14 protein-coding genes are annotated in these 17,490 nt (G+C 58.5%); 8 read left to right on the top strand and 6 right to left on the bottom strand.

Annotated elements, in window-relative coordinates:
- The first annotated feature begins 71 nt into the window (after positions 1-71).
- From GRX76_RS03105 to slmA, 3 genes are all read left to right on the top strand, one after another.
- Positions 72-2,405 carry a phosphomannomutase/phosphoglucomutase gene (locus GRX76_RS03105; RefSeq protein WP_201276894.1) on the top strand — a complete coding sequence of 778 codons (2,334 nt, stop codon included), beginning with the start codon at positions 72-74 and terminating at the stop codon, positions 2,403-2,405.
- Positions 2,406-2,448: 43 nt separating this feature from the next.
- Positions 2,449-3,372, top strand: coding sequence for an acetylglutamate kinase (gene argB / locus GRX76_RS03100; RefSeq protein WP_160151971.1), 924 nt, complete (start codon positions 2,449-2,451; stop codon positions 3,370-3,372).
- 237 nt (positions 3,373-3,609) lie between these two features.
- On the top strand, positions 3,610-4,221 hold the full coding sequence (gene slmA, locus GRX76_RS03095; RefSeq protein ID WP_160151970.1) for a nucleoid occlusion factor SlmA: 612 nt from the start codon (positions 3,610-3,612) through the stop codon (positions 4,219-4,221).
- 64 nt (positions 4,222-4,285) lie between these two features.
- Here slmA and GRX76_RS03090 read toward each other — a convergent pair whose 3' ends face one another.
- Both GRX76_RS03090 and pyrE read right to left on the bottom strand, forming a co-directional pair.
- On the bottom strand, positions 4,286-4,882 hold the full coding sequence (locus GRX76_RS03090; RefSeq protein WP_160151969.1) for a hypothetical protein: 597 nt from the start codon (positions 4,880-4,882) through the stop codon (positions 4,286-4,288).
- A gap of 130 nt (positions 4,883-5,012) precedes the next feature.
- Positions 5,013-5,669 carry an orotate phosphoribosyltransferase gene (gene pyrE / locus GRX76_RS03085; RefSeq protein ID WP_160151968.1) on the bottom strand — a complete coding sequence of 219 codons (657 nt, stop codon included), beginning with the start codon at positions 5,667-5,669 and terminating at the stop codon, positions 5,013-5,015.
- A gap of 123 nt (positions 5,670-5,792) precedes the next feature.
- Between pyrE and GRX76_RS03080 the strand changes: the two genes are divergently transcribed.
- Complete coding sequence (locus tag GRX76_RS03080; RefSeq protein ID WP_160151967.1) at positions 5,793-6,560, top strand: exodeoxyribonuclease III; 768 nt, start codon at positions 5,793-5,795, stop codon at positions 6,558-6,560.
- A gap of 73 nt (positions 6,561-6,633) precedes the next feature.
- Here the strand turns inward: GRX76_RS03080 and GRX76_RS03075 are convergent, their stop codons facing one another.
- On the bottom strand, positions 6,634-8,340 hold the full coding sequence (locus tag GRX76_RS03075; protein ID WP_160151966.1) for a lipopolysaccharide assembly protein LapB: 1,707 nt from the start codon (positions 8,338-8,340) through the stop codon (positions 6,634-6,636).
- 171 nt (positions 8,341-8,511) lie between these two features.
- Positions 8,512-9,231, bottom strand: coding sequence for a ribonuclease PH (gene rph, locus GRX76_RS03070; RefSeq protein WP_160151965.1), 720 nt, complete (start codon positions 9,229-9,231; stop codon positions 8,512-8,514).
- Positions 9,232-9,369: 138 nt separating this feature from the next.
- Here rph and GRX76_RS03065 point away from each other — a divergent pair, with 138 nt between their 5' ends.
- A complete protein-coding gene (locus tag GRX76_RS03065) occupies positions 9,370-10,245 on the top strand; it encodes a YicC/YloC family endoribonuclease (protein WP_160151964.1) in 876 nt (291 codons plus the stop codon).
- Between the two features lie 48 nt (positions 10,246-10,293).
- A complete protein-coding gene (locus tag GRX76_RS03060) occupies positions 10,294-11,517 on the top strand; it encodes a glycosyltransferase family 4 protein (RefSeq protein WP_236250524.1) in 1,224 nt (407 codons plus the stop codon).
- 74 nt (positions 11,518-11,591) lie between these two features.
- Here GRX76_RS03060 and GRX76_RS03055 read toward each other — a convergent pair whose 3' ends face one another.
- Together GRX76_RS03055 and GRX76_RS03050 are read right to left on the bottom strand one after the other, a co-directional pair.
- The gene (locus GRX76_RS03055; protein ID WP_236250630.1) at positions 11,592-12,068 is read right to left on the bottom strand and encodes a transglycosylase SLT domain-containing protein; all 477 of its coding nucleotides are present in this window, start codon (positions 12,066-12,068) and stop codon (positions 11,592-11,594) included.
- An 8-nt stretch (positions 12,069-12,076) separates the two neighbouring features.
- Complete coding sequence (locus tag GRX76_RS03050) at positions 12,077-13,564, bottom strand: transporter substrate-binding domain-containing protein (protein ID WP_160151961.1); 1,488 nt, start codon at positions 13,562-13,564, stop codon at positions 12,077-12,079.
- A gap of 284 nt (positions 13,565-13,848) precedes the next feature.
- On the opposite strand from GRX76_RS03050, the gene GRX76_RS03045 reads away from it, so the two are divergent.
- Both GRX76_RS03045 and GRX76_RS03040 read left to right on the top strand, forming a co-directional pair.
- Positions 13,849-15,069 (top strand): MFS transporter, encoded by a 1,221-nt coding sequence (locus tag GRX76_RS03045; RefSeq protein ID WP_160151960.1) that lies wholly within the window; start codon positions 13,849-13,851, stop codon positions 15,067-15,069.
- 293 nt (positions 15,070-15,362) lie between these two features.
- Complete coding sequence (locus tag GRX76_RS03040; RefSeq protein WP_160151959.1) at positions 15,363-17,468, top strand: S8 family peptidase; 2,106 nt, start codon at positions 15,363-15,365, stop codon at positions 17,466-17,468.
- Positions 17,469-17,490 lie beyond the last annotated feature (22 nt).

Raw genomic sequence — 17,490 nt, 5'->3', positions numbered from 1 at the left:
TCAGAAAACACTGAACCGGTCCGGGGGCTGGTCTGGGAAGACTGGGAGACTGAAAAGTCGTGGCTTCAAACATGCGAACAGAAAAAAAACCGCTGTGGCACAGCGGTTTAACCCTGCCGGCGTTGCTGGCTGCTGCCGTTTGGCTGGGAGGCGGGCACCTGCTCAAGGCCAATGTAATCGACGGCCATAATGCACAGAGTGTACGCCAGGCCTCACAGCAGATTGCCGATAATTACGCACAGCAATTGCAGCAGTTTTTCAGCCAGCGCCAGCAACAGCTCCGCGGTCTGAAGCCATTGCACACGTCCAGCACCAGCAGCGGCACCAGCGCGCTGCCCGACGCCAGCCTGCAGTTTTTCACCCCCGAGCAACTACATGTCGGCGCGGGCCAGCCACCACTGAATTTCGCCCTGGTCGACCTGTTAAAACGCAGTCGCGAAGAGCAACAGCCAAAGCCGGAATTCCTGCGCAACCAGGAAAACCAGTGGCAGCTCTACAGCGCCTCTGCAGAAGCCAATGGCGCGCTGCTGATCAGCCAGCCGTTCCGCGTATTCGAGCAGACCCTGAATCGCCTGGACCAGAACCCTGGCACCATTCAACTGAACCAGCAATTTCCCGACGGCCCGGCCCGCGGCCTCTGGAGCTCGCCTGCCGTTGCCAGTGGTGGTGAAGCGGCCAGCGCCGCGGTTAGCGGCTCTTACCTAAATGTATCGTTTACCCCCTCGCCGGCGTTTGCCCGCAGCCACAGCATCCCCGCCAGTTGGGTGTATGGTGCGGCACTGCTGGGCCTGCTGGGGACACTGCTGGCACTGTGGAAATTACTGCCCGCTGACGGCGCCGCCGCGCCCTGGGAAAAATCCGCACGCAGCGGCCGGACAGCGACAAAGAGAAGCCTGAGCAAGGAAGACCTGGCAAATCCGCCAGCGGCAACCAACCAGATTACGGCGGTAGCTGAGGCGCCGGCCCCTGCACCGGCGGCGCCGGCGGTGGAAGAAACCTCCCGCAGCGATCTGATGCGCACGCCCAGTACCGAGATCCCGGCACATGTATTCCGCGCCTACGATATTCGCGGTATCGCCGGCGAAGAGATCAACGAGCCTTTCGCCTACCAGCTGGGCCGCGCCCTTGGCAGCATTGCCCTGCAATCCGGCCAGGAACTACTGCTGGTGGGGCGCGACGGCCGCAATAGCAGCGAGCTGCTGCGGGACTGCCTGATCGAGGGCATCCTGGAAAGCGGCTGTAACGCGGTGGATCTCGGCCTGGTGCCCTCGCCACTGCTGTACTTTGCCTGCGCCAAGGGCAAGAACACCAGCAGCGGCGTGATGGTGACCGCCAGCCATAATCCGGCGGAATACAACGGCTTCAAGATCGTGATGAACGGCCGCCCGCTGGCAGACGACAAACTCCAGGATCTGCGCAAGCTCATGCAGTCAGGGCAGTTCGCCAGCGGCAAGGGCAGCCACAACTTCCAGGACATCAATAGCCTGTATATCGATGAGATATTCAATGACGTCGCCCTGGCCGGGCAGCCGCGCATTGTGATCGACGCCGGCAACGGCGCCACTTCGGAATTGGCGCCGGAGCTGTTCGAGCAACTGGGTTGCGCAGTGGAAACCCTCTACTGCGAGGTGGACGGCAACTTCCCCAACCATGCACCGGATCCGTCGCGCCCGGAAAACCTGCAGGACCTGATTACCGCGGTAAAAGGCGAGGGCGCCGATCTGGGTATTGCCCTGGACGGCGACGGTGATCGCGTAACACTGATTACCCCTAGTGGCCGCATCGTCTGGGCAGACCAGCTGGTGATGCTGCTGGCGCGGGATATTCTCGCGCGCAATCCGGGCTCCGATATCGTATTCGACGTGAAGAGCTCCCGTGCACTGGCCGATCTGGTCACCCAGTACGGTGGACGTCCGGTGATGTGGAAAACCGGCCACGCGCCCATGAAGACCAAAATGCTGGAAACCGGCGCGTTACTCGGCGGCGAGTTGTCCGGGCACATCTTTATCAAAGATCGCTGGTATGGCTTCGACGACGGCATCTACGCCGCGGCACGAGTGCTGGAAATCATGGCGCTGCGCGAACAGTCCCTCGACGAACTGCTCGACTCCCTGCCGCAGATGGTCAACACCCCGGAGATATTATTGCCGGTACCCGAACAGAGAAAATTTGGCCTGATCGACAAGCTGCGCAAACAAGGTCACTTTGGCGATGCCGACCTCAACACTATCGACGGCCTGCGCATCGAATTCGCCGACGGCTGGGGCCTAGTGCGCGCATCCAACACAAGCGCTGCACTGACCCTGCGCTTTGAAGCCGACGATGAACAAGCGCTGGAACGTATCCGCAACATTGTGGCAATCCAGCTCCAGTCCATCGATCCTGCCCTGAAAATACCGGGCTGATCAACCGATCCCAGCAGTAACCCAAAGCGGTAAGGAAAACGCTATGTCCCTGGACCAGAAATCCGCCCTGCGCGTCGCACAGGTACTCAACGAAGCACTGCCCTACATCCAGCGCTTTATCGGCAAGACCGTGGTGGTCAAATTCGGCGGCAACGCCATGGTCGACGAAGAGCTACAGAACAGCTTCGCGCGCGATGTGATCCTGATGAAGCTGGTGGGCATGAACCCGGTGGTGGTACACGGCGGCGGCCCGCAGATCGGCGACCTGCTGAACAAGCTCAGCATTGAATCCCGCTTTGTGGACGGCATGCGCGTTACCGACAGCGAAACCATGGATGTGGTGGAGATGGTTCTGGGCGGTACCGTCAATAAGCAGATCGTCAACCTGATCAACAAAAACGGCGGCCGCGCGGTAGGCGTTACCGGCAAAGACGGCCTGCTGATCCGCGCGCGCAAACTGCGCCGCAACGACCAGCAAGAAGAAAGCGCCGGCCTGCACGCCTCCGAGATCATCGATATCGGCCATGTGGGCGAAGTGGAAAGCGTCGACACCGGCGTGATCGACATGCTGATCAACAGCGACTTTATCCCGGTGATCGCCCCCATCGGCGTAGGCAAAAATGGCGAGTCCTACAACATCAACGCCGACCTGGTGGCCGGCAAAATTGCCGAGTACCTGCAGGCGGAAAAGCTGATGCTGCTCACCAATGTCGCCGGACTGCAGGACAAAAGCGGTGAGGTGCTTACCGGCCTCTCCACCCTGGAAGTGGACGGCCTGATTGCCGACGGCACCATCTACGGTGGCATGTTGCCCAAAATTGCCTGCGCCCTGGATGCAGTCAAGGCCGGCGTTACCTCCGCCCACATCATCGACGGCCGTGTGCCCCACGCGGTACTGCTGGAAATCTTTACCGACACCGGTGTCGGCACCCTGATCACCAACAGCAATCTGCAAGAAGATGCGTGATTTTGGTCACATTAACGATGTTAACGGCCACTAACAATTGATGCCGTGGCGCCGAATCGTTAGGATTCTGGCGCCGACCAACGGTCTTTCCGCGATTTACAAAGGGCTTCTGACACCCGGCTTCCGGTGGCAACACCGAAGCAACAACATACAACGCTGAAAGACCGGCCAAAGAGAACAACATCGGCACAACAACAAAATCAGTTCCCGGCTGAATATTCCGGGTAAAGGCAGTCAATGAGCAGCGAAAAAATCAATCGGCGCCAGCAAATCCTGCAGGCCCTGGCCCATATGCTGGAGGCCAGTCCCGGCGCCCGCATCACCACCGCGGCACTTGCCAAAGAGGTGGGCTTTTCCGAAGCGGCGCTCTACCGTCACTTCCCCAGCAAATCCAAGATGTTTGAAGGTCTGATCGAGTTTATCGAAGAGACCATTTTCAGCCGCATCAAACTGATTCTCGACGACGAGCCCTCGGCGCTGAACCGCTGCCAAAAGATACTGCACCTGCTACTGGCCTTCTGCGAGCGCAACCCGGGCATCACCCGTCTCCTCACCGGCGACGCCCTGACCGGTGAAACCGAGCGCCTGCACGGCCGTATCCTGCAACTGTTCGATCGCCTGGAAACCCAGCTCAAGCAGATACTGCGGGAAGCGGAGTTGCGTGAGCAATTGCGTCCGGCCATCCCACTGACCGCGGCAGCCAACCTGCTGCTGGCCAGTGCCGAAGGTCGTATCGTGCAGTATGTGCGCAGTGGCTTTAAACGCCGCCCCACTGAATACTGGGCAGAGCAGTGGCCGGTGTTGGTGGCGGGATTCTTTCGGGAGAGTGCGCTGAGCGCGCACAACTGAGGGAAAAACCGGAAAACGGTGGCCGGGCAGTAACATGCCGGCGTTCAGACTTTGGAATGCCGGCTTACTTGCCGGCGATTTCCTGATAGCGGCTGGAGGCCTGATCAAACTCGCTGTTGATTGCCAGGGCTTCCTTCTCGCGCAGTGACAGGCGCTCACTGACCACACCCACTTCCGTGCGCAGGTTTTCAATCCGCTCCAGCAGTTCGGGGGATACCGTGCCGCCATTGCGCTGGGTGCGCGCAGCGGCAGATTCTTCGCTTTCGATCTGGCGGTTCAGGCTAGTGATATTGGATCTCAGGATGGCAATATCCTGCTGCACAATGGCGAGTTTGCGTTTGCGCGCCGATTCGATGTCCGCAAGGCTGTTATAGCGTTTCAACAATTGCAGGTCGGCCGCCATACGGGCTTCGCGGCGCTGTTTTTCCGCCAGTTGCTTACCCGTCAGTTCCGGTTCCACCACCTGTAAAAGTCGGCCGGTGGGCGTAATCACTTCATAGCCCTTGGCCACAAAGCGAGGCGGCACCTGATCATCCAGCACCTGTACGCCGTGTTCGTCGGTGTAGCGGTACAACACCTTGCCGTCCCACCCCTGGGTTGCAGCTCCGACATCCAGTGTCAGAAGGGCGCCGGCCAGTGCCAGCGCATATGCAGTTTTCACGCTATCTCTTCTTCACGCTTATAGTTGTTCAAATTTCGACCAGAACCGAGGTTCCTTTTGCGCTCCGGTAGATATTTGACGAGTCAGCAGGCGTATCCCTCAGGCTCCATCTGCAAAACTCGGGCCCGGATCAATCGCCGGAACTCACACCATAGCGCTCACGGTAGTCGATGATTCGCTGCAGTAACTCATCACTGGCAGCTTCCGACTTAAGATAGGTAATAATATCGTCCAGTTCCACAATACCGATCACAGGAATGCGGTAATCTCGCTCAACTTGCTGAATTGCAGAGAGATCTGTGTCATCCCCGGCCTTTTCCTGCCGGTTGAGCCCGATCACTACACCCGCCGGCTCTGCACCCTGGGCATTGATGATCTGCATGACTTCACGCACCGCGGTGCCGGCCGTAATCACATCATCGATGATCAAAACCTTGCCTTTAAGCGGCGCACCCACTAAGGTTCCGCCCTCGCCGTGGTCCTTGGCCTCTTTTCGGTTGTAACAGAAGGGTTTATCGACCCCTTTCTGTGCCAGCGCCACTGCGGTCACCGCACCCAGCGGGATGCCTTTATAGGCCGGCCCAAATATGACATCAAACTCCACGCCCGAGGCAATGATCGCTTCCGCATAGGCATTGCCCAGAGCGGCCAGCGCTGCACCGCTGTGGAAACGGCCGGCATTGAAGAAATAGGGGCTCTGGCGCCCGGATTTCAAAGTAAAATCCCCGAAACAGAGCACATCGTGCTCCAGGGCCAGTTGTATAAAGTCGCGCTGGTACTGCTGCATGGCAATTTGATAACTATTGGCTAAGGTGAAGGAAGGTCCCCAAGGAATGGGGAGCGGCAATCGAAAAATGTTCAGACGAATAACGACTGCAATTTTACACAGTCCGCTGGTAAGGGGCTAATAATGCGAATAGTGAGTTTGTCCGTTGATGGTGTGCACCAGGCTGCACAGCGCGGGCTCTACGATTGGCTGTCAGATCAGGACGCAGACATCATCTGTTTGCAGGATCTGCGCTCACTGGAACCGGAGCTGGATCACCCTATCTTCCATCCGGACGGTTACTACAGCTATTTCTTCGATTCTGGCACTCCCCACGAAAACGGCGTCGCCATCTATACCCGTGCTCAGCCGAAAGCGCTGATCTACGGCATGGGCTTTGCCAATGGCGTCGACATGTACGGCCGTTATCTGCAGGCGGACTTCGAGCGTTTAAGTGTCGGCTCCCTGCTGGCGCCGGTGGCTACCGATGAAGCCTCGCTGGAAACCAAGGTACAGTTCTTCGACGATATGCAGGCGCACCTGGCCAAAATCAGCCGCAAGCGCCGCGATTTCATCTTCTGTGGCAACTGGGGCATGGCCCACCGCCGCGCGGATGTGGAGAACTGGCAGGATCATCAGGATACCCCGGGGTTCATGCGCCACGAGCAGCGCTGGCTGGATCAGCTGTTCAACGAAATCGGCTATGTCGACGCCTTCCGTCGCATCGTAAAAGACGCCGATGAATTCACCTGGTGGCCCAGCGGCGAGCCGGGCAAGGGCGATGGCTGGCGTACCGATATGCAGATCGTGTCGCAGACCCTGAAAAACAAGATCGAGTACGGTGCCATCAATAAGAACGTCGCCTTCTCCAGCCACCTGCCGGTGATCATGGATTACGATCTGGAAGTCTGACGACAGACTTTCGCAACCTAAAAAGGCGCACCCGGGTGCGCCTTTGTTGTATCTGCAGCGCTGTTAACAACCGTCAGCGGATGCGCGAGGCCTTCAGTTTCACATCCGCATCCCGCCAAGCCTTGCTGAAGCGGGCCTCGATCAATTCGGCCTCATCTACCTTGTGCTGTTTGCGCAGTGCCTCCGACAGCCCGAACAGCGCCCAACCATTGTCCGGGCGCCGCTTCAGGTCCTCCCAGTAAATGGTCTCCGCCTCCGCGGGCCGATCGGCCTCCAGCAGCACCGCACCGAGCGCCAGCCGCGGTGGGTAGTGCCACTCTGCCGGCTCGGTATACACCAGGCCGTCTTCCAATCTTACCGCGCGGCTCAGGTGATTCACGGCGCTGTCGTAGTCCTTGCGCGCCGCGGCCAGCTCTCCGGCGAGCACTTCCGGCGCAATCGCCATGATCTGTTTTGCGCTGTTCGGTGAGAACATCGAGTAATCAAGCGACGGGCTGCTGCTGAGCTTTTGTACCATCTCCAGCTCTTGCTGTGCCTCGTCCAGCTGCCCCTTGCCGATAAAGGCAAGCCCGCGCACATAGTGCCAGGCGACCTTCAGGTAAGGGTCCTTGGCGGGTTCCGGCAATGCCAGCACCTGATCCCACTTGCCAAATCGCGCCAGCGACCAGTAGGGAAGAACCCGGAAGCCAGCCAACAACGGCATGGCTTCCAAGGTGTCATCAGAGATCTTGGATGCAGTTTTGTTGGCCGCGTCTATGGCCTTGGCACTGTTCCCCATGGCGGTATTCGCAAACCACAAAAAGTGAATATTGTGCGGATAGTAGGCCATCGGGTAGAGCCCCTGGGCGCGGCACTGGGTGATGTAATCTTCATCCGCAAGGATCGCGCGCTCATTGGCTTTTACCGAGTCGGCATAGCGACCCACCCGCTGATAAATATGGGCCGGCATATGCACGATGTGCCCGGCACCCGGCATCAGGTTTTGCAGGGTATCCGCCGCCTTTTCCGCCCGCTGCGGGTTGTTGGTGGGTTCGATCAAATGGATATACAGGTGTAGCGCGCCCGGATGTTGCGGGTTTTTCGCCATCACCCCCTCGAGCAGTGCGACGATATCTTCGGTACCCGCATAGGGTGTGCCGTCGCGCATCCAGTAGTTCCAGGGCCGCAGGTCCATCATCGATTCGGCATATAAGGTCGCAATATCGAGGTCGTCCGGGTACTCCGCCGCCACCTTGGCCATGGCGGCCGCGTATTTCTCGTCGGCCTCGCGGCGATTCGTGGGGTCGCCGGTATAGCGGTTTGTCAGCGCCTCGATCAATGCCCGTTCCCGCTTATTCACGCTAGTCGCCAACGACTGCGCCTTGAGCACCAGCTCCCACGCCTTCGGCTCGGCCTCCTGGTCCATGGGGGCATTGATGTTGGGTCCCAGCACCAACGCCTGGCCCCAATAAGCCATGGCACAGTCCGGATCCAGTCTCGCTGCCTCGCGGAAGGAACGACCGGCTTCCGCGTGATTGAACGCATAAGTCAGGTTGATCGCCTGATCGATGTATTTCTGCCCCTGCTCGGAGGCGCAGGAGACCGGGAAGGTGTGTTTGCCGAGGTTTTGCAGGCGGGGGGCTATGTTGCCAGCGGGGGAGGGTTTATCGCCCCCCGGGGGCTCTTCGTAGTGTTTGTGTTGGGTTTTTGCTGGGGCTTCTTGAACGGAATCCTGTGCAAATACGTGTGCCGAACTGGTCAGCAGCACTGCAAGGATGGAAGCCAGGTAACGGTTGTTCATCGGCTCTCTCACTATCCTTGTTATCAAACCTAGAGAGAAGCCTATGACAAAACCGGCCGCACCCTGCCACTAGCGGTGGCAATAGCTGCCGGTTTTTCAGAACGGATGGTTGCAGGTTAAGACCGCAGGAATAGTGTTGCAGGACTAGCGTTGCAGGAAGCGGCGCGGGGATTATTCCGCCAGCGCCTTTTTCTGCAACTCGATCAGTTCCCTGATCCCGGCCTTGCCCAGGGCCAGCATTTCCGCAAACTGCTGTTCGGTGAACGGCGCACCTTCCGCGGTACCCTGCACCTCGATCATGCCGCCATCCTCGGCCATCACCAGGTTCATATCGGTATCGGCATTACTGTCTTCCGGGTAATCCAGGTCCAGCAACGCCTCTCCCTCATAAATACCCACGGAAATCGCCGCCACCATATTTTTCAGTGGATCGGTGGCGATCATTTTCTCGCGCTGCAAATAACGAATGGCATCTACCAGAGCCACACAGGCGCCGGTGATCGAGGCGGTACGGGTACCGCCGTCGGCCTGGATAACATCGCAATCGAGGGTGATCTGGTGCTCACCGAGGAGTTTGAGATCCACCGCCGCACGCAGGGAGCGGCCGATCAGGCGCTGGATTTCCACGGTGCGGCCACCCTGTTTGCCGCGCGCCGCTTCACGCCCCATGCGCGAGCCGGTGGAGCGGGGCAGCATGCCGTACTCGGCGGTGATCCAGCCACTGCCCTGGCCGCGCAGAAAGCGCGGCACTTCGGCTGCAACCGACGCATTGCAGAGCACTTTTGTATCGCCAAATTCCACCAGCACCGATCCCTCGGCGTGGCGGGTGTAGTGGCGGGTGATGCGCACGTCGCGCAGTTGCTCTGGCTTGCGGCCGCTTGGTCGCTGCATATTGCACCTCAATAGTTGATTCGCTGAGTGATTCACAAGATTCAAGGCCCGGCATTATAGCCATCTAAGACCACAATCACCCTGTGCTATGCTTTGCCGCTCTTTTTCTAGCAAGCAGCCTTTCTGGAGCACGGCAGTATGGCCAACAACAAAGTGCGCAGCATGACCGCCTTCGGACGCGCAGAAGTCAATTACTCCACCGGCACTGCCATCTGGGAGATGCGCTCGGTCAACCACCGCTACCTGGAACCCCACTTCCGCCTGCCGGAAGCCGCCCGCGCGCAGGAGCCCAAGCTGCGCGAACAACTGCGCCAGACGCTAAACCGCGGCAAACTGGAAATGACCCTCACCCTGAAGCCGGTGAGCGGCCAAACCGCTGCCATCGAAGTCAATCAGGCCCTCGCCGAACAGCTGGTCAAGGCTGCCAGCCTGGTGGCACCCGCCAGTGACAGTCTGGCGTTGAATCCGCTGGAGATTTTGAAGTGGCCGGGCGTCATCGCCGAGCCGGAAACCGACGCCGATGAGCAGGCCAACGCCATCCTCGATGGTTTTAAGCAGGCACTGCAGCAGGTAGTGGATAACCGTGAGCGCGAAGGCGCCGAGCTCGCCGGCTTTATCGAGGCCCGCATCAAGGGCATCAGCGAACAGGTCGGTCAGGTGCGCGCGCTATTGCCGCAGATACTGGAAAACCAGCGTGAAAAGCTGCGCACACGACTGGCCGAATTGCTTGAAGAAGTCGACAAGGATCGCATCGAACAGGAAATTGCGGTGCTGGCCCAGAAGGCAGACGTCGACGAAGAGCTCGACCGCCTCGACGCGCACGTCAACGAAGCACGCCGCGTGCTGAAAAATGGCGGCGCCATCGGCCGCCGACTGGATTTCCTGATGCAGGAATTCAATCGTGAGGCAAATACCCTGTCTTCAAAATCGGTAGTGACCGATACCACTCAGGCGGCGGTGGAATTGAAGGTACTGATCGAACAGATGCGCGAACAGGTGCAAAACATCGAGTAACGAAATTCAAGTATCTCGCCCTTTTGCGGCAGCCAGATGTACCAAGTCATGCCTGAAAAAAAAGCGCTACTCATCGCCAAGCAGTGGCCGGAACCCACCTCGACTGCTGCTGGCCGCCGCACCCTCGACCTCCTCGACCTGCTTGCGGAAGCAGGCTATCAGGTTGAAATCGGTTGCCCGGCGCAGCCAACCCCCTTTCAGGCCAAGACCGGTTACGCTGAGCACCAGATTGAGGTCAATGCATCCAGTTTCGACGACTGGGTGCGCGCACTGAACCCCAGCCTGGTGATCTACGATCGCTTTATGATGGAAGAGCAGTTTGGCTGGCGGGTGCGCGAGCAGTGTCCCAACGCAGTGACGGTGCTCGACACCAGTGACTTCCACAGCCTGCGCGAGGCGCGTCACCAGGCACTGAAAAGTAGCCAGCCGCTAAACCTGTTCCACCCGATCGCCGAGCGCGAGATCGCCGCTATCGCCCGCTGCGATCTCACCATCATGATTTCCCAGGTTGAAGTGGACCTGCTGAAACAGCATTTCTGTTTGCCAGACTGGCAACTGCACTACCTGCCATTTCTGGTGCGGGAAATTCCAGACGCCGAATCACTGCCCGATTTCGCCGAGCGACAACACCTGGTGATGATCGGCGGCTTCAAGCACGCGCCCAATCGCGACGCGACCATCTGGCTTGCGGAGGAAGTGTGGCCACGGCTACACCGGATACTCCCCGGCGTAGAGTGCCACGTTTACGGCGCCTATTCAGATCACGCCATGCACCGGCTTAGCAATCCGGCAAGCGGATTCCGGGTTCATGGACGCACCGAAGATGCGCTGGCAACACTGATGCGCTACCGATTAAACCTGGCACCGCTACGCTTCGGCGCAGGGCAGAAAGGCAAGATACTGGAAGGCTGGCTCAGCGGCACACCCACCGTGACCACCACCATCGGCGCAGAGTCCATGGCGCCTGACGACGCCTGGGGCTATTTACTAGACGATACGCCAGAGCAGTTCGCCGCAATCGTCGCGCAGTTGTATCAAAATGAAACGGACTGGCTCGCAGTACGCGATGCCGGCATGTGTGCGCTCGAAACCGGATTTTCTTATCGCGACCACTCCGATGCATTCATTCAGCGAATTGAAGAGGTCGCCGAAAACCTGGATGCACACCGTAATCGAAACATATGGGGCCGCATACTCCGACGTACCGAACATCGTGCCGAGGAGTTTATGAGCCGCTGGATCGAAGCAAAAAACAAACTGCTGGATCCGTAGCGAGCACAATACCCATTGGATCAATCACCGCGCAGGTTTCCCCAGGCCTCTCGCCATAAATAGCCCCGCCAGGGTCACGATTCCGAGGGGCTTTGCCGCTGCTGTGCCTCGAGCAAAGACACAAAGGAACGAAAACGAGCCTCTATTTTCCGAACATAATCCACCGGCTCTTGGCCCCGCGCATAGCCATACTGCGCTTTCTTGTAGTACTGGGGATCCGACAACAAAAGCATCGCGCGCTCCACGTTATCAAACCAGATATTACGATCCCACCCCTTGGTTTCTGCGAGATTCTGCGCATCGTACACATGCCCCAGTCCGGCATTGTAGGAGGCCAGGGTAAACCACATCATGTTGTCAGGCGTTATGCCCTTGTCTTCAAATTTTGCATGGAGCCACTGCATATACTTGGCACCAGCGCGGATACTTGTCTGCGGATCATACAAATCGGTTTCCCCAACCTGCTTCCCCGTATCAGGCATGACCTGCATTAAACCCTGTGCGCCCACCCAGGAGCGCGCTTTGGGATCGAAGTTGCTCTCCTGATACATCTGCGCCACTAAAAGACGCCAGTCAAAATCATGTTTTTTCGCGTAGCGGCGAACATAATCATCAAATGGAGAAATTTTTCCGGCTTCCGCCAGCGCCTCAATTTCCGGACGCGTGCGTTTCGGCGTATTGAAATACCGCTCCCGTAACTGTGGCAACTTTTTTCCCGTTTCAGTTTTGGAAAAAAATTGGTCGATGGCTTCAAGCAACTTTGGATTGCTGTCCACACCATCCAGGCATAGCGACTGTACTCTTGCGCGAGATCGAGCGCGAAGACCACATCGTCGCGCCAGGCCTGCTCCAGGTGTACAGAAATTTCATCGGCGATCGTCAGGTCGCACTCTTTTTTAACGACAAGATCGATCACATGCTGAATATCGAGGCGGTTATCAATCTCCTGTAACTTCAGGTCCGGGATCTCCTTTTGCAGATTCTGCGCAATCCGGTATTGACTGCTCGCCGGCCGCACACACAAGGTGCGACCTGAAAGCGACTTCAGGCTTGCAATCTTTTCGCCTTGTCGTGCGACCACCCCGGTACTGCTCTCGAGGTATGGGGCCGAAAAGTTCATACCCGCCGCCCGGCGCTCATCGGTAATTGCCAGTAGGCTCGCCGAGACATCGGCATCGCCATCAGCAAGTAATCGCACAAATTCATCGTGAGAGTCCGCTACGGTGATTGCCAGACGCACATCCAGACTCGCGGCGAAACTCTCCAGCAAGCTGAACTCAAAGCCCAGTAGCTGCCCTTTCCACATGAAAAAAGTGCCTGGATGGTTGCGGGTGACGGCGCGCAGCACTCCGCGCGCTTTGATTTCATCCAGATCGGCTATCGAGCGCTGTTGTGGTTTGATCAAATGCAACAACCGCACTTGCTCATCAATGGCGTCTTGAAGCTTTGGTGAGTTTTTACGGAAAGCCCATGCCAGACGATAGCTGCCCGGAAAGGTCAAACTGATTTTAAGGTCTTCGCGAAATTGCTGAACCAGCTTCAGCACTTCCATATCGACAATAGTGAAATCGGCTTTTCCGTCGGCCACTTTCACCAACAGGTCCACGTAATTGTCGGGTACAAATTGCAGGTTTAACGCGGGGTGCTGCGCTTGCAACGCGCGCGCTTGCGATTCATACGCGGTCCCTTTCGTGACCAGCAAGGTTTTTCCCTGCAAGTTACTGTCATCGGTGAGCGCCGGCATGCCGGCCCGCGAGACCAGGACGATCTGCGTGTCGGCCGTGGGAGAGGAGAAGGCTACGCTCTCCGCACGGGCTTCGGTCACGATCAGATTGTTTGCAATAAGATCACCTTTTCCCGCATTCAGCGCGGGTATCAGATCTGCAAAGGTGTCTACCTCAAGCACGACCAGGGTCACGCCCAGCGCCCTCGCCATCCGCTGAGCGTGCCCGATTTCCACATCCTGTTGTGTGGCTGCCCGATGTAATGCACTGGCGCGACTGGGATCCACCAGCAAGCGCAATTTGCCTCTTTTTTCGTATAGCATCCAGGTCACCGGTTTCAATGAAATTGTCAAACCGGGCGATGGGCACAACATCAAAGTTATTCACACCGGCGTCGGAACGGTCCTCGGTGGAGGCAGGATCAACTTTCTTTTGTTCGCTTTGCCCGCAGCTGGCGACAAGAAAAAGAGTCACAAGAATTAGAATTTCGGCAAATTTTTGAGTTTGGCGCATTGCTCTCGACCGGCGACAGATAATTCTTTGCTGAAAGCCTAGTCACAAAGACGGAAAATATCGGGATTGTCAGAAAATTCCGCCATCAAATTCCATGAAAGTATTCAATCCCGTCATCATCATTGCCGCGGCCCAACTTCTCGGTACATCGCTGTGGTTCAGCGCAAATAGTGCCGCAGATGATCTTGCGGCAAGTTGGATGGTGTCAGTCACCGATATCGGCTGGCTGACGAACGCTGTACAGGCTGGGTTTATTCTCGGCACTTTGACGCTTGCCTTAGGTGGCATTGCTGATCGCTTTCGTGCGAGTCATATTTTTGTCGCGAGCGCCATTGCCGGTGCGATATTGAATGCTTGCTTTGCCTGGCTCGCCACAGATTTGGCGAGCGCACTGGTTTTCCGGTTTCTTGTAGGTATTTCGCTCGCGGGGATCTATCCCATGGGTATGAAAATGGTGGTCAGCTGGTCCCCAGATAAGGCCGGCGCCGCGCTGGCACAGTTGGTGGCAATGCTGACGCTGGGTACCGCACTGCCACATGGACTGCGAGAAATCGGGGCGGGTTTTCCCTGGCAGATGATCATCACCGCATCTTCCCTCCTCGCGATAATTGCCGCGCTTTTAATCCATCGACTCGGGGACGGCCCGTACTTACCGCATCCTGTCCCCACAGCCCGGCGCAACCGACTCTCCCAACCCGCTGTGCTGCAGGCATTTCGAGTTCCGCAATTTCGCGCAGCGGCCTGGGGTTACTTCGGACATATGTGGGAGCTGTATGCCTTCTGGGCGATAGTGCCACTGCTGGTTTCTGGTACGGCGCTGTCGGTACAGTTTCCCGCACTCGGTGTGCCCGGCCTGTCGTTTGCGATTATCGCCGTTGGCGCCATTGGCTGCCTGCTGGGTGGCCTTCTGTCGCGCCGGGTCGGCAGTGGCCCTGTCGCTCTGGGCGCGCTTGCCACATCGGGTAGCTGCGCGCTGATTTTTGTTTTGTCCTGGAATGATTTACCGGCAATCGGGCTCGCCATTTTGTTGCTGGTCTGGGGCGCGACCGTAATTGCGGATTCGCCGCAGTTTTCTGCGCTTTCTGCCTCTGCCTGTCCGCGAGAACTGGTGGGCGCGGCCCTCGCCATTCAGAACTCCGCAGGCTTCGCGATTACCGTGGTTTCAATTGCGGGCATCAGCGCTCTATTCGAACGGGCCGGTCCCGATGCTGTCTGGTTGCTACTGCCCGGCCCGATACTCGGGTTGTTGGGTTTTGTACTGACGATGCGCCGCGCACACCTGGCTTCGGATGACTCGGTGCACCCTGCACGATGACGCGTGATCGAACGGTGAATTTAATGCCAGCCATGGAGACCTGCATCACAGTTAAACCCAAATGGGTTACGATCGTACCAATTACCGCCTAATTTTGGCGCGAAATCCAAAGAGTTGTCCTTCATTTTAATTGTGGGCGCAATCCTTCTCCTCGTTAAACCATGACCCCCGGAAAGAAATCCGCAGCACAACTGCGGACAGTTCCGGAGGGGCCGCTCAGGAGTTCCGCGGTGTTTTAACGGCAGCTCTACCCGGAGCCGCCGATAAAAATAATTAAGGAGAAATTCGCAACAATGAAATTATCAGCGTTATTGAAACTTGGCTCTGGACTGAAGCAGCGCCCCGGCACCGCTCTCGGTGCGGCAACCCTGCTGCTCAGCGCCACTTTTGGTGCCAGCTTTTCCGCTCAGGCGGTTGAGCCGGAGCTGTCGGCCATGGCCGTGGCGGCGGATGAAGTGGTTACCGACCGCGTTATCGTCAAATACAAAAGTACCATGGCAGGCGCCAATGCCATGGCCATGTCGCAGACCGCCATTGACCGGGTAGCGCAGACCTCCGGTCATCGCTTCAAGCATATGCGTCGCCTCGCTACCGGTGCGCAGTTGATGAAACTGGAAAAGCGCGCAAGCAAATCGGAACTGGATGCCATCATCGCGCGCCTGGAACAGGACCCGCAGGTGGAATATGCGGAACCCGATCGCCTGATGCAGCCGATGGCGGTACCCAACGATGCCAACTACAACCAGCAGTGGCACTACTTTGAAGCAACCGGCGGTCTGAACCTGCCGGCAGCCTGGGATGTGACGCAGGGGGAAGGGGTCGTGGTCGGTGTAATCGACACCGGCTATCGCCCGCACGCCGATCTGAATGCCAACATCCTGCCCGGTTACGACATGATCTCGGACACCACCGTGGCCCAGGACGGCAACGGTCGCGACAGTGATGCCAGCGACCCCGGTGACTGGTCTCCCGCGGGTGCCTGTGGTTCCGGGCAACCGGCACGCAGCAGTAGCTGGCACGGCACCCACGTGGCCGGTACCGTCGCGGCGGTTACCAACAATGGTACCGGTGTTGCCGGTGTCGCCTACAAAGCGAAAGTGGTGCCCATCCGGGTACTCGGACGCTGCGGTGGTTACACCTCAGATATCGCTGACGGCATCATCTGGGGCGCGGGCGGCAATGTCAGCGGCGTGCCCGCCAACGCCAACCCGGCGCAGGTGCTCAACCTGAGCCTCGGCGGCGGCGGCAGCTGTGATACCACCACCCAGAACGCCATCAATACGGCTCGCAGCCTCGGCACCACCGTGGTGGTTGCAGCGGGCAACTCCAACGCCAACGCGGGCAATTACAGCCCGGCCAGTTGCGCCGGCGTCATCTCGGTGGCCTCCACCAACCGCGCCGGTAGCCGCGCCTACTACTCCAACTACGGCAGTGTGGTGGATGTGGCAGCGCCCGGAGGTGAAACGTCCACCAACAGCAATGGCGTTCTCTCCACGCTCAACAGCGGCAGCCAGGGCCCCGGCAGCGACAACTACGCCTTCTACCAGGGCACCAGCATGGCAGCGCCGCATGTGGCCGGTGCTGCGGCACTGCTCTATGCGGTCGATGGCAACATCACGCCGGACCAGGTGGAATCCACACTGAAAAATACCGCGCGCAGCTTCCCCGGCTCCTGCAGCCAGTGCGGTAGCGGTATCGTGGATGCCTCGGCAGCAGTGAACGCGGTCAATGGCGGTGGCAACCCGGATCCAGATCCGGAGCCCGGCAATGGCGAGCTGACCAATGGTGTGGCGGTAACCGGACTCTCGGCCAGCACCGGTGGCGAATTGCAGTACACCCTGCAGGTTCCCGCAGGCGCGTCCAACCTGAGCTTCCAGATTGCCGGCGGTAGCGGCGACGCGGACCTCTATGTCCGCTACGGTTCCGCGGCAACCACCAGCGCCTACGACTGCCGCCCCTACCTGAACGGCAATAGCGAAACCTGCAACATCTCGAATGTTCAGGCGGGAACCTATTACGTGATGGTGCGCGCTTACAGCAGTTTCTCTGGCTTGAGCCTGACCGGCAGCTTCGATGAAGGCGGCAGCGGCGGTGGTGCCACCGGCTGGACCGAGAGCAACCTGTCGGGCGCCTCCGGCAGCTGGCAGCATTTCACCCTGAATGTGAATTCCGGCATGTCTGCCCTGGAAGTGCTGATGAGCGGTGGCAGCGGCGATGGTGACCTCTATGTGCGCTACGGCTCACAGCCTACCACCAGCAGCTACAACTGCCGGCCCTACCGCTACGGCAACAGCGAGAGCTGTAGCTTCAGCAATCCACAAGCGGGCACCTGGTATATCAGCATCCGCGGCTATACCAGCTATTCCGGAGTGACACTGCAGGCCGAAGCGGCACCTTAAGCGCTTCAGCTCTCACGTCACG

Source organism: Microbulbifer sp. ALW1, assembly GCF_009903625.1.
Classification (GTDB): domain Bacteria; phylum Pseudomonadota; class Gammaproteobacteria; order Pseudomonadales; family Cellvibrionaceae; genus Microbulbifer.
Note: the sequence above shows the minus strand (reverse complement) of the source record. Positions and strands in the feature narration are given on the sequence as shown.